11 protein-coding genes are annotated in these 12,123 nt (G+C 71.2%); 4 read left to right on the top strand and 7 right to left on the bottom strand.

Annotated features, from left to right (window positions below; all coding sequences use genetic code 11):
- Positions 1-34: 34 nt before the first annotated feature.
- The 5 genes from OG787_RS36720 to OG787_RS36700 all read right to left on the bottom strand — a co-directional run bounded on the left by OG787_RS36720 (position 35) and on the right by OG787_RS36700 (position 6,482).
- On the bottom strand, positions 35-3,145 hold the full coding sequence (locus OG787_RS36720; protein ID WP_405538138.1) for an efflux RND transporter permease subunit: 3,111 nt from the start codon (positions 3,143-3,145) through the stop codon (positions 35-37).
- Positions 3,146-3,325: 180 nt separating this feature from the next.
- Positions 3,326-4,009 carry a response regulator gene (locus OG787_RS36715; RefSeq protein ID WP_369036763.1) on the bottom strand — a complete coding sequence of 228 codons (684 nt, stop codon included), beginning with the start codon at positions 4,007-4,009 and terminating at the stop codon, positions 3,326-3,328.
- A 50-nt stretch (positions 4,010-4,059) separates the two neighbouring features.
- Positions 4,060-5,289 (bottom strand): sensor histidine kinase, encoded by a 1,230-nt coding sequence (locus tag OG787_RS36710; protein ID WP_405538137.1) that lies wholly within the window; start codon positions 5,287-5,289, stop codon positions 4,060-4,062.
- Between the two features lie 43 nt (positions 5,290-5,332).
- Complete coding sequence (locus OG787_RS36705) at positions 5,333-5,611, bottom strand: PspA-associated protein PspAA (RefSeq protein ID WP_369036761.1); 279 nt, start codon at positions 5,609-5,611, stop codon at positions 5,333-5,335.
- A gap of 43 nt (positions 5,612-5,654) precedes the next feature.
- Complete coding sequence (locus OG787_RS36700; RefSeq protein WP_369036773.1) at positions 5,655-6,482, bottom strand: PspA/IM30 family protein; 828 nt, start codon at positions 6,480-6,482, stop codon at positions 5,655-5,657.
- Between the two features lie 225 nt (positions 6,483-6,707).
- Between OG787_RS36700 and OG787_RS36695 the strand changes: the two genes are divergently transcribed.
- Positions 6,708-7,334 carry a DUF3043 domain-containing protein gene (locus OG787_RS36695; RefSeq protein WP_369036760.1) on the top strand — a complete coding sequence of 209 codons (627 nt, stop codon included), beginning with the start codon at positions 6,708-6,710 and terminating at the stop codon, positions 7,332-7,334.
- A gap of 83 nt (positions 7,335-7,417) precedes the next feature.
- Positions 7,418-8,125: a class I SAM-dependent methyltransferase gene (locus OG787_RS36690; RefSeq protein ID WP_369036759.1), complete on the top strand. Its 708-nt coding sequence runs from the start codon at positions 7,418-7,420 to the stop codon at positions 8,123-8,125.
- Between the two features lie 107 nt (positions 8,126-8,232).
- Here the strand turns inward: OG787_RS36690 and OG787_RS36685 are convergent, their stop codons facing one another.
- A complete protein-coding gene (locus OG787_RS36685; RefSeq protein WP_369036758.1) occupies positions 8,233-8,448 on the bottom strand; it encodes a hypothetical protein in 216 nt (71 codons plus the stop codon).
- A gap of 113 nt (positions 8,449-8,561) precedes the next feature.
- Between OG787_RS36685 and OG787_RS36680 the strand changes: the two genes are divergently transcribed.
- Positions 8,562-9,761: a bifunctional adenosylcobinamide kinase/adenosylcobinamide-phosphate guanylyltransferase gene (locus OG787_RS36680; RefSeq protein WP_369036757.1), complete on the top strand. Its 1,200-nt coding sequence runs from the start codon at positions 8,562-8,564 to the stop codon at positions 9,759-9,761.
- Between the two features lie 233 nt (positions 9,762-9,994).
- Here the strand turns inward: OG787_RS36680 and OG787_RS36675 are convergent, their stop codons facing one another.
- Entirely contained in the window at positions 9,995-10,834 is an 840-nt protein-coding gene (locus OG787_RS36675) for a class I SAM-dependent methyltransferase (RefSeq protein ID WP_405538135.1), read from the bottom strand.
- Between the two features lie 134 nt (positions 10,835-10,968).
- Here OG787_RS36675 and cobT point away from each other — a divergent pair, with 134 nt between their 5' ends.
- The gene (gene cobT / locus OG787_RS36670) at positions 10,969-12,081 is read left to right on the top strand and encodes a nicotinate-nucleotide--dimethylbenzimidazole phosphoribosyltransferase (RefSeq protein ID WP_405538134.1); all 1,113 of its coding nucleotides are present in this window, start codon (positions 10,969-10,971) and stop codon (positions 12,079-12,081) included.
- The last annotated feature ends 42 nt before the right edge of the window (positions 12,082-12,123 follow it).

Raw genomic sequence — 12,123 nt, 5'->3', positions numbered from 1 at the left:
GGGTTCGGTACCCGGCCGCCGTGGGGTCGGACGGTCAGACGCCCGCGGGCTCAGCCTCCTGCACCGGGGTGCCCGTCCTGTCGGCCTTCTTCGCCGCCTTCTTCTTCGCCCGCCGTTCCTTCCGCAGCTCCACCATCGCGTAGAGCGTCGGAACGAGCAGCAGGGTCAGGGCAGTCGACGTGATCAGGCCGCCTATGACGACCACCGCGAGCGGCTGGGCGATGAAGCCGCCCTCGCCGGTCACGCCCAAGGCCATCGGGAGCAGGGCGAAGATGGTCGCCAGGGCCGTCATCAGGATCGGGCGAAGACGGTGCCTGCCGCCTTCCACCACGGCTTCGACGACTCCGTAGCCCTGGCCGCGGTACTGGTTGATCAGGTCGATCAGCACGATCGCGTTCGTCACCACGATGCCGATGAGCATCAGCATGCCGATCATCGCCGGGACGCCCATCGGGGTGCCCGTGGCGACCAGCAGGCCGATCGCGCCCGTCGCCGCGAACGGGATCGACACCAGGAGGATCAGCGGCTGGATCAGCGAACGGAACGTCGCCACCAGGAGCATGAAGACGATCGCGATCGCCGCCAGCATCGCCAGCGCCAGGTTCTTGAACGCGGAGTCCTGGTCCGACGTCACCCCGCCGATCTCCGCCGTCGCGCCCTCGGGAAGCTTGAGGGCGTCCAGCTTCGTCGTCAGGTCCGTGCTGACCGCGCCCGTGTTGTCGCCGGTCGGGCGGGCCGTGATCGTCGCGGCCCGCTGGCCGTCGATCCGGGTCATCGACACCGGGCCGTCCACCAGCTGTACGTCCGCGATGTCACCGAGCTTCACCGCGCCCAGTCGGAGCGCCTTCAGCTCGTCCAGGGTCTCGGCCGGCTTGGCCGCCCTGATGACGACGTCACGCTCGGTGTCGTCCAGGATCGCCTTGGCGGCCGTCGTGCCCTTGACCGCCTCGGCCACCGCCGCGCCCAGCGTCTGCTGGTTGTAACCGGCCGCCGCGGCCTTGGAGTTGGCCCGTACCGAGATGCGCGGCACGCTCTGCGCCAGGTTGCTGGTGACGTCGGTGACGTCGTCCAGGCCGGCCACCGTGTCGCGTACCTCGTCCGCCGCCTCGCGCAGGACGTCCGCGTCGGCCGCCTTCACGACCACGCTCAGGTCCTGGCTGCCGAAGCCGTCACCGGCCGCGATGGTGGTCGTACCGATGCCGGAGAGCTTGCCCAGGCCCTCCTCGATCCGGTCCTGGACGTCGTCCGCCGACGCGGAGTCCTCCAGCATGATCTGGTACGAGGCCTGGTTGGTGTCCGTGCCGCCGCCGAAGGCCGCCAGGAAGCCGGACGAGCCGATCGTCACCTGGTAGTCCTTGACGCCCTTCACGTCCGCGAGCAGCTGCTCGACCTTCTGCGCCTGGACGTCCGTCGCCGCCAGGCTCGCACCCGGCTTCAACTGCTGCTTGACGGTGAGGACTTCCTGCTCGCCCTGGTCGAAGAAGTTGGTCTTCAGGAGCGGGGCCATGCCGAAGGTGCCGATCAGGACGACCGCCGCGATCGCCACGCTCATCAGCCGGCGCCGGGTCGCGAACCGCAGGACAGGCACGTACACCCGCTGGAGCCTGCTCTTCGCCTCCTTCTCCTCGGCCAGCCTGCGGGCCTCGTCCGCGTCGTCCGGGGTGTCCTTCGGGGCGCGCAGGAACCAGCACGAGAGGACCGGTACGACCGTCAGGGAGACCAGGAGCGACGCCAGCAGGGCCGCCGTCACCGTCAGGCTGAACGCGCCGAACAGCTGGCCGACCATGCCGCCGACGAGGCCGATCGGCAGGAACACCGCGACCGTCGTGAGCGTCGAGGACGTCACCGCGCCCGCGACTTCCCTGACCGCCTTGAGGATGGCCTCCTGGCGCTCCTCGCCGTAGCCGAGATGGCGCTTGATGTTCTCCAGGACCACGATCGAGTCGTCGACGACCCGGCCGATCGCGATCGTCAGCGCGCCCAGCGTCAGCATGTTCAGGGACAGGTCGCGCGTCCACAGGACGATCAGCGCCAGGACCACCGACAGCGGGATCGAGACCGCCGTGACGAGGGTCGAGCGGACCGACGCCAGGAAGACCAGGATGACGATCACCGCGAAGAGCAGGCCGAGGCCGCCCTCCGTCGTCAGGCCCTTGATGGACTTGGCCACCGCCGGGCCCTGGTCGCTGACCACCGTGATGGTCGAACCCGCGCCCAGGTCCCCCCGCATGTCGGCGAGCTTGTCCTCGACCGCGTCCGAGATCGCGACCGCGCTGCCGTCGTTGTCCATCGTGACGCTGACCGCGAGGCTCGGCCTGCCGTCCGTACGCGTGATCGAGTCGGCCTTCGCCGACTCCTGCTTGACGGCCGCGACGTCGGCGAGGCGCACGGGAGCCTTGCCCGGCAGGCCCGTCACCATCAGGTCCTCGATCTGCTGGACCGAGGTGAAGCCGCCGCCGACCTGGACCGTGCGGTTGTTGCCGTCCTCGTCGAAGGAGCCCGCCGGGACGGTCGCGCCGCCCGCCTGGAGCGCCTGGGCGAGGGCGGTGGACGTGAGGCCCGCCGCCGTCAGTTTCCTGTCGTCCGGGGTGACGGTGATCTGGAGGTCCCGTACCCCGTCGACCGTGACCTGGCCGACGCCGTCGATGGCCCGCAGGTCGGGGACCACCGTGCGGTCGAGCCGGTCGGCGAGGGCCTGCTGGTCCTGGTCGGACGTCACGGCGAGGACGACAGTGGGGATGTCGTCCGTCGAACCGGCGACGACCTGCGGGTCGACGTCGTCCGGGAGCAGCACGCGGGCCCGGTTGACGGCCTGCTGGACGTCGGCGACGAGCTGCTTGGTGTCGTTGCCGAAGTCGAAGGACGCCGTGATCAGGGCGTTGCCCTCGCTGGCCGTGGAGGTGACGCCGGTGATGCCGTCGACGCCTTCGAGGTTGTCCTCGATGGGCTCGACGACCTGCTTCTCCACCACGTCGGGGGACGCACCCTGATACGGCGCCAGGACGGACACCACCGGGAGTTCGATGGTGGGCAGCAGCTGTTGCTTGAGCTGCGGTATCGCTATCGCTCCGAAGACGATCGCGACGATCGACATCAGCCCTATCAGGGCCCGTTGCGCGAGGCTGAACCTGGACAGCCAGGACATGGGTGAGCGTCTCTCTTCTGTGGCCTGAGCGGAGGAAGGGCGCACGCGTGATACCTACACGCATCACACATATGAGCGCCTGCCCCTACACCCTGAGCCATAGGGCACCCCTGTTTCGTAGCCCTCAGGTCCCGTTTCCTTACCCGCTTCCTACTCCGGCCGCAGTACGCCCTTCGAATCTCACTCCACCCTTGGCCGTACCAGCCCCGACTCGTACGCGATGACGACCAGCTGGGCCCGGTCCCGGGCGCCCAGCTTGGCCATGGCCCGGTTGACGTGCGTCTTCACCGTGAGCGGGCTGACCTCCAACCGCTCCGCTATCTCGTCGTTGGAGTGCCCACCGGCAACCTGCACCAGCACCTCGCGCTCGCGTCCGGTCAGCGCGCCCAGCCGTTCGGCGCGGGCCGGGTCGCGGCCGTCGTCCAGTACGTCGCCCTGCGCGAGGAACTGGGCGATCAGCCCCTTGGTGGCGGCCGGCGACAGCAGTGCCTCGCCGCCGGCGGCGACCCGGATGGCGTTGAGCAGTTCGTCGGGCTCGGACCCCTTGCCGAGAAACCCGGACGCGCCCGCGCGCAGCGACTGCACCACGTACTCGTCGACCTCGAACGTCGTCAGCATCACCACCCGGACATGCGCGAGCCCCGGATCCGCGCTGATCAGCCGGGTCGCGGCGAGTCCGTCGGTGCCCGGCATCCGGATGTCCATCAGCACGACGTCGGCCCGCTGCTCCCGCGCCAGCCGCACCGCCTCCGCCCCGTCGGACGCCTCCCCGACCACCTCCATGTCGGACTCCGAGTCCACGAGCACGCGGAAGGCGCTGCGCAGCAGGGCCTGGTCGTCGGCGAGCAGGACACGGATCGTCATGGGCGGCCCTCACAAATCGTCATGCGCGTCTCGTACGTCGTCACGCGCTCTCATACGGGGGTGGCGGCGGTGTCCGCGGCTCGCGGGCTGCTCTTCACCGGCAGGATCGCATGCACCCGGAAGCCGCCTCCGTATCGGGGACCGGCGGTGCAGTCGCCGCCGACCGCGGTGACCCGCTCCCGCATCCCGAGCAGCCCGTGCCCGCCGCCCTCCTCCGGCCCGCCGTCCTGCCCGGGCCCGTTGTCGAGCACGGTGATCTCGATGTTCGGGCCCACGCGTACGACGCTGACCTCGGCCTTCGCCTCCGTCCCCGCGTGTTTCTGTACGTTCGTCAGGGCTTCCTGGATGACCCGGTAGGCGGCCAGGTCGATGGCCGCGGGGAGGGTGGTGCCCTGGTCGGCGCGGGCGACCTCGACCTGGAGACCGGCGTTGCGGAAGGTCCCGACGAGTTCGGCGAGCCGGTGCAGACCGGGGGCCGGCTCGGTAGGCGCCTCCGGGTCCCCGGACTGCCTCAGCAGCCCGACGGTCGCGCGCAGCTCGTTCAGCGCGGAGCGACTGGCCTCCCGTACGTGGGCGAGGGCCTCCTTGGCCTGGTCGGGGCGCTTGTCCATGACGTGCGCGGCGACTCCGGCCTGGACGTTGACGAGGGCGATGTGGTGGGCGACCACGTCGTGCAGATCACGGGCGATCCGCAGCCGCTCCTCGGCCACCCGGCGGCGGGCCTCCTCCTCACGGGTGCGCTCCGCCCGCTCGGCGCGCTCTCTTATGGCGTCCACGAAGGCCCTGCGGCTGCGTACGGCGTCCCCGGCGGTCGCGGCCATGCCGGTCCAGGCGAAGATGCCGAGGTTCTCCTGCGCGTACCAGGGCAGAGGGCCGGCGAGCATCGCGGAGCCGGTGAGGACGGTCATCGTGAGGAGGCCGACGCGCCAGGTGGTGGGGCGGTCGGTGGTCGACGCGACGGTGTAGAGGGCGATCACGGCGGACATCGCGACGGGGGCGCGGGGGTCGGCGGTGATGGACTCGACGACGGAGGCGGTGCCCGTGACCGCGAGCACCTTCATGGGGTCGCGGCGGCGGAAGACGATCGCGGCGGCGCCGAGCACCATGAGGACCAGGCTGAGGGAGTCGGGGTTGCGGGCGGTCCAGCCGCCGCCGTGCTTGCCGTGCGGGTCGACGAACGAGGCGGCCAGCATGCAGACGAGGACGGCCGCTGCGAGGGCCACGTCCAGCACGAGGGGATGCGCTTTCAGATGCCTTCGGGCGCGCTGGAGGGTGCTCACGTTTGTCAAGGTAACCCACCGAGGCGTTGAGCCGAATGGAACCTCAGCCCGGGATCAGGCCGTCGTCGCCCAGTAGTTCCCGGACCTCCTCCAGCGTCGCGTCCGGCGACGGGAGGATGAGGTCCGACGGGTCCAGGGCGTCGTCCGGCAGGGGTTCGCCGAGTTCGCGGACCTTGTCCAGCAGGAGGTGGAGGGTGCGGCGGAAGCCGGGGCCGTCGCCGGTCTCCATTTCCGCCAGGAGCACGTCGTCCAGCTTGTTGAGTTCGGTGAGGTGGCTGTCCGCCAGCCTCACCTGCCCCTCCCCCATGATCCGTACGATCATGTCGCCCTCCTCAGGCTGGGCCACCACGGGATACCGCTGTGGGTTACTGCTTGTCGAAGCGCGGAGTGTCCTTCGGCTGCTGCTGGGACTGCTGCTGGCCCGCACCGCCCTCGATGGCCTGCTGTCCGGCGGACGAACCTCCCCCAGTGCCAATAGCCTGGGAGGTGCCCCCAGCCAGCTCGGCCTTCATGCGCTGTAGCTCCAGCTCTACATCCGTACCACCGGAGAGCCGGTCCAGCTCGGCCTGGATGTCGTCCTTCGCCATGCCCGTGGGGTCGTCGAGGGCGCCCGAGGCGAGCAGCTCGTCGATCGCGCCCGCGCGCGCCTGGAGCTGTGCCGTCTTGTCCTCGGCCCGCTGGATGGCCAGGCCGACGTCGCCCATCTCCTCGGAGATGCCGGTGAACGCCTCGCCGATCCGGGTCTGGGCCTGGGCGGCGGTGTACGTCGCCTTGATCGTCTCCTTCTTCGTGCGGAAGGCGTCGACCTTGGCCTGGAGGCGCTGCGCCGCAAGGGTGAGCTTCTCCTCCTCGCCCTGGAGGGTCTGGTGCTGCGTCTCCAGATCGGTCACCTGCTGCTGGAGGGCGGCACGGCGCGAGAGCGCCTCGCGGGCCAGGTCCTCACGGCCCAGCGCGAGCGCCTTGCGGCCCTGGTCCTCCAGCGTGGAGGACTGCTTGTTCAGCTGGGCGAGCTGCAATTCCAGGCGCTTACGGCTGGTCGCCACGTCGGCGACTCCGCGGCGCACCTTCTGGAGCAGTTCCAGCTGCTTCTGGTACGAGTAATCGAGGGTTTCGCGCGGGTCCTCGGCCCGGTCAAGGGCCTTGTTCGCCTTCGCGCGGAAGATCATCCCCATACGCTTCATGACACCGCTCATGGGCTTCGCGCGCCCCCTTCTGACGGACTCCAGCTCCAGCACCTGCAACAGGACCAACAGTACGGGCCCTGCCTCCATTACCGCACTGTTCCGGGCCCGATGCGCTCATCCCCAAGGACGACTGCGATCTGTCCCACTCCGGCGTAGGGAGTAGGTGGCCCCCTACGGTCTGTCCCTTGAGAGACGACCGGCGTTGCCGGATCGTTCCCCACTCGGCTGGGGTCCATGCCCCGATACCCCTTACCCTTGGGTTTTGTGTTCCGTAGCCGCGCCAAGGAAGAGAAGGCACCCGCCGACAAGGCGGCCGTGACCGACTCCAAGCAGACCCGTGACCCGCAGGCCCCGAAGGGCAGGCCCACTCCCAAGCGGAGCGAGGCCCAGACCCAGCGCCGCAGCGTGGCCAATACGCCGAAGACGCGCAAGGAGGGGGCCAAGCGACAGCGCGAGGAGCGCCGTGCCGCGATGGACCGCCAGCGCCAGGCCCTCGCCAGCGGGGACGAGCGTTATCTCCCCGCCCGCGACAAGGGCCCGGTGCGCCGCTTCTCGCGCGACTTCGTCGACTCGCGCTTCTGTGTCGCCGAGTTCTTCCTGCCGATGGCCGTCGTCATCCTCGTCCTGAGCATGGTGCGGGTCGGCGCGCTCCAGAGCATCGCGCTGCTGCTGTGGCTCTTCGTGATCGTGCTGATCATCGTCGACTCGGTCGGTATCGCGATCCGGCTGCGCAAGCAGCTCGCCGCTCGCTTCCCGAACGAGCGGACGAAGGGCGCGGTCGCCTACGCGCTGATGCGCTCCCTCCAGATGCGTCGCCTCCGGCTGCCGAAGCCGCAGGTCAAGCGCGGAGAGCGGCCCTGAGCACGACGCCTTTCTCCGGGGGAGCGGCGGATGCCTGGCTGCACAAGCTGGGCGGGCTGCGGAATGTCGTACGACAGGAACTGGTGGCCCGGCAGCTCGACGAGCAGATAGCCGGGCGGTTCCCGGTCGGGCAGCGGTTGCGGGTCCTTGACGTCGGTATGGGCCAGGGCACGCAGGCGCTGCGGCTGGCCCGGGCCGGCCATCAGGTCACCGGTGTCGAGAAGGACCCGAAGATGCTCGCCGCGGCCCGCGAGGCCCTCGCCGCCGAGCCGGAGGGCATCCGTGAGCGCGTCCGGCTCTTCGAGAGCGACGGCCGCGACACCGGGGTGCACTTCCTCCCGGGCAGCTTCGATGTGGTGCTGTGCCACGGCGTACTGATGTACGTCGAACTGCCGGACGCCCTGCTGGCGGGGCTGGCGCGGATGCTGGCGCCGGGCGGGCTGCTGTCGTTGCTGGTGCGCAACGGCGACGCCCTGGCGATGCGGGCGGGGCTTGCCGGGGACTGGGCGGGCGCGATGGGTGCCTTCGACACGGACTCTTATACGAATCGGCTCGGGCTGGAAGTGCGGGCCGATCGGTTGTCGGTGTTGACGGGGACGCTTGCGGGGATCGGGGCGCCGTTGCATGCGTGGTACGGGGTGCGGGTGTTCACGGATACGGCGTCCGACGACGCGGAGATTCCTGGCGAGGCCGAGGTTGAGGCGTTGCTGGCCGTGGAGGAGCGGGCGGGGCGGACGGATCCCTATCGGCAGGTGGCTGCGTTGTTGCACCTGTGTGGGGTTCGGGGTTGAGCGGTTGTGTGTTGACTGCGGGCCGGTGGGGGCTGGTCGCGCAGTTCCCCGCGCCCCTAAAAGGCGCCCCTGAAGGGGCGCTTTTAGGGGCGCCCCTTCAGGTACCGCTACGCGTCCTGGGCGTCGTGGAGGCTCATCGGGCCGTAGATCTCTGTGGTGTCCTCGAACAGCCGTACCTGGTCCGTGCCGCCTGCGAGAAGGTCCTTCCAGTACTCACCGATCCAGGACTCGGCATCCCCCTGCGTCGTGAACTCCTCGGGCTCCACCGCGGGCTGGACCTCCGCCCCGTCGGTCTTCTCGAACCGCCACGTCCATGCCGCCATGTACGCCTCCCAGATGTGAACCACTGCAGACCAGGAGCCGGATCTTGATCCGGCTCCTGCCCCGAGCCTAGCCGGACGCGCAAGACCTGCGGGGACACGCGAAAATCAGGTTCGTGGAACTCACTCTGCTCGGCACCGGTGCCCCCGCGGGACTCCCCCGCCCCGACTGTGCGTGCGCGGCCTGTACCGGCGCGCTCGGCGTGCACGCGCGGGCGGCCACCGCGCTGCTCGTGGACGGCACGCTGCTGCTCGACCTCACCCCCGGCGCCGTACTCGCGGCCGCGCGCGCGGGGCACTCGCTGGGCGGCGTACGGCAGGTGCTGCTGTCGCATCCGCACGACGGGCCCGCCGTGGAGGTGCCGGCGGGGCTGCCGCAGCCCGGACGGGTGCCGGACGGGCGGGAGTTGGCGCTGCTGACCGGGCACCGGGTGCGCGCGGTCCCGATGGACGCGCCGGGTACGGGGTACGCGGTGACCGGTCCGGACGGGCAGCGGCTGCTGTACCTGCCGCCGGGCGGGGCGCCGTCCGGGCTGGACGAGAACGGGCCCGCGTACGACATGGTCCTCGCGGACGTGGTGAGCCGGCCGGACGCGCTGGCCCGGCTGCGGGCGGTGGGGGCGCTGGGCCCGGCCACGGACGTCATCGCCGTCCATCTGGACCATGACGTGCCGCCGGGTGCGGAGCTGCGGCGCAGGCTCGCGGCGGCGGGTGCGCGGGCGGTGGCGGACGGTACGACGTTGACGGTGGGGGTGTACGAGGACGTACCGGACGTGCCTCGGCGGACGCTGGTCCTCGGGGGCGCCCGTTCCGGGAAGTCGGTGGAGGCGGAGCGGCGGCTGGAGGCGTTTCCGGATGTGCTGTACGTGGCGACGGGCGGGGCGCGGAACGGGGACGGGGAGTGGGCGGCGCGGGTGCACGCGCATCGGGAACGACGGCCCGGGTCGTGGCGTACCGCCGAGACCTGCGACCTCGTACCGCTGCTGGAGGAGGACGGGGCGCCGCTGCTCATCGACTGTCTGTCGCTGTGGCTGACGGATGCGATGGATCGGGTGGGGGCGTGGGACGACGCGGAGTGGGCGGGGGGCGGCGAGAAGGAGTTGCGGCGGCGGGTACGGGAGTTGACGGGGGCGGTTCGGTCGACGCGACGAACCGTCGTCGCCGTGTCGAACGAGGTGGGCTCGGGGATCGTCCCGGCGACGGCATCCGGCCGCCGGTACCGAGACGAACTGGGACGCCTGAACACGGCATTCGGCGCCGAGTGCGAGCACGTCCTGCTGGTGGTGGCGGGCCAGGCGGTCGCACTCCGAGGCTGAGGCCGGCTGCGGCTGAGGCGGGAGCGGTCGCGCAACCCGGCGCTGTACGGGGTGCCGCTCTCGGTGGGACGGGAGCCGCCCTTAGCGGCACGCATGCCCGCAGCTGGGTGGGCTGAGCGGGAGCCGCCGCGCAAGCTGACCACGCGGCCCGTCACCTGCGAATCCCGCCCAGCCGGGGCGCCCCTCCAGGGGCGCGAGGAACTGCGCGACCAGCCCCCACCGGCCCGCAGCCGCTACACCGCCCCGTTTCTCCTCGCGATGATCCGGTACGTGTTCGCCAAGCGGGCCCTGCGCAGCAGAGCCTGTGGCTCGCGGCGGGTCGTCGTGATGATCGTGCAGTGGTGGGACTCCAGTTCCGTCACCAGGTTCGCCGGCGGCATCAGGTGGAGGTGGCGCGGCTGGGCGTACCACGGCCACCACCTCCCCAGCAGCGTGCCGAACGCACCCTGCGGATCCGGAACCTCGATCAGGAGGTGGCCGCCGGGTCGCAGGACCCGAAGAGCCGCGCGGAGCTCCTCGCGGGGATCCGGGGTGTGTTCCAGGTGATGGAACATGCTGACGACGTCGTAGCGGGCGCGCAGGCCGTTGACGATCCTCTCGTCCGACAGGCGGCCTCTGTACGCCTCCTCGATGTGGCCCGACGCCCGCGCCTTCTGCACGCGGCGGGTCGTGTCCACGCCGTCGAACGCCGTGTACGGGAAGTAGCGCTTCGCCGCCGCAGGGAACGCCCCCTCCCCCGTCCCCACGTCCAGCCAGCTCTCCGGCTCCGGGAAGCGCAGCATCGCGCGGGCCGCCGCCCGGTGCCGGCGGGGCGCGACCGGGTGCCGGGCCTCGGGCAGGTCCCGGTGGTAGAAGGCGAGGCCCTCCGCGGTGAGACGCGGGTTCTGGAAGGCGTGCGCGCAGTCTCCGCACTCGTCCACGACGGACGTCCCCGGCCCGCGCCGCCCCCGCTGTCGGAGGTCCGGTGCGCGCAGGCGCGTGCGTAGCCGCTTCGAGCCGCACCACGGGCAGTCCTCCCGGCGCGGCTCGTGGAACCCGTCGATCGTCCCGGTCTCCTGTGGGGCGGGGGGCATGGGCGGCTCCTGCCGACTGCGGTGCTCCGACATTGCGTATCAAAACGTTACGTAGGGGATCGTGATCCCGGGTGCAATGACATGGCTTCCACGTGGCGGCGCCCTGTTCGATCGCTGCCGGTACTGTTCGGCGAATGAGCTCGCTTAATCTCGACGACTTCACCGATCTGATCGAGCGTCCCGACGGCGGTGTGCGCCGCGACGCGGAGGCGCGCAGGGAGCGCCAGATCGTGCCGCCCGGGTCGCTCGGGCGCCTCGACGACCTGGGTGAGTGGCTGGCGGCGGCGCAGTCCTCCGTACCGGTGAAGCCGGTCGAACGGCCGCGGGTCGTGCTGTTCGCGGGGGATCACGGGATCGCCGGACTGGGCGTGTCGGCGCGCCCCGCAGGCAGCGCCGACCGGTCCGTGCGGGCCGTGCTCGACGGCTCCAGCCCGGTCGCCGTGCTCGCACGCCGGCTCGGGGTGCCCGTACGGGTCGTCGACATGGCGCTGGACTGCGAACCGGACGCGCTGCCCGACGGGGTCGCCGGGCACCGGGCGCGGCGCGGCAGCGGGCGGATCGACGTCGAGGACGCACTGACCCTGGAGGAGGCGGAGGCCGCCTTCCTCGCGGGGGTCGCCGTGGCCGACGAAGAGGCCGACTCGGGTACGGATCTGGTGGTGCTCGGCGATGTGAGCGTCGGCGGGACCACCCCGGCGTCGGTGCTGGTCGCCGCGCTGTGCGGGACCGACGCGTCTGTCGTCACCGGGCGGGGCGGGCTGCCGATCGACGACCTGGCGTGGATGCGCAAGTGCGCCGCGATCCGTGACGCGCTGCGGCGGGCCCGGCCGGTGCTCGGGGACCAGTTGCAGCTCCTGGCGACGGTGGGCGGCGCCGACCTCGCCGCGACGACCGGGTTCCTGTTGCAGGCCGCGGTACGCAAGATGCCGGTGATCCTGGACGGTGTCGTATCGGCCGCCTGTGCGCTGGTCGGGCAGCGGATCGCCTTCCGGGCGCCGGACTGGTGGCTCGCCGGGCACAACAGCGGGGAGCCGGCCCAGGCGAAGGCCCTGGACCGGATGGCACTGGAGCCGCTGCTCGACCACGGCGTGACCGTGGGCGAGGGGACCGGTGCACTGCTGGCCCTGCCGCTGGTGCAGGCCGCGGCGGCCCTGGCGGCAGAGCTTCCCGAGGTCCCCGAGGCGCCCAAGACGGAGGAGGCGACTCCCGAGGCCGCGGAGGAGACCTCCGGGGCAGAGGGCCTCTGACCGGCGGGACATATGGGGCATACGACACAACATGCCCCATAT

It is taken from the genome of Streptomyces sp. NBC_00075, from assembly GCF_045041225.1.
In the GTDB taxonomy this organism is placed as follows: domain Bacteria; phylum Actinomycetota; class Actinomycetes; order Streptomycetales; family Streptomycetaceae; genus Streptomyces; species Streptomyces adonidis.
This window is presented reverse-complemented; position numbering and strand designations above follow the sequence as displayed.

Bases quoted from the DNA above. Each gene is read 5' to 3' on its own strand.
- OG787_RS36720 (WP_405538138.1), bottom strand. From the start codon at position 3,145: ATGTCCTGGCTGTCCAGGTTCAGCCTCGCGCAACGGGCCCTGATAGGG.
- OG787_RS36715 (WP_369036763.1), bottom strand. From the start codon at position 4,009: ATGACGATCCGTGTCCTGCTCGCCGACGACCAGGCCCTGCTGCGCAGC.
- OG787_RS36705 (WP_369036761.1), bottom strand. From the start codon at position 5,611: ATGATCGTACGGATCATGGGGGAGGGGCAGGTGAGGCTGGCGGACAGC.
- OG787_RS36700 (WP_369036773.1), bottom strand. From the start codon at position 6,482: ATGAGCGGTGTCATGAAGCGTATGGGGATGATCTTCCGCGCGAAGGCG.
- OG787_RS36695 (WP_369036760.1), top strand. From the start codon at position 6,708: ATGCCCCGATACCCCTTACCCTTGGGTTTTGTGTTCCGTAGCCGCGCC.
- OG787_RS36685 (WP_369036758.1), bottom strand. From the start codon at position 8,448: ATGGCGGCATGGACGTGGCGGTTCGAGAAGACCGACGGGGCGGAGGTC.
- OG787_RS36675 (WP_405538135.1), bottom strand. From the start codon at position 10,834: ATGCCCCCCGCCCCACAGGAGACCGGGACGATCGACGGGTTCCACGAG.
- cobT (WP_405538134.1), top strand. From the start codon at position 10,969: ATGAGCTCGCTTAATCTCGACGACTTCACCGATCTGATCGAGCGTCCC.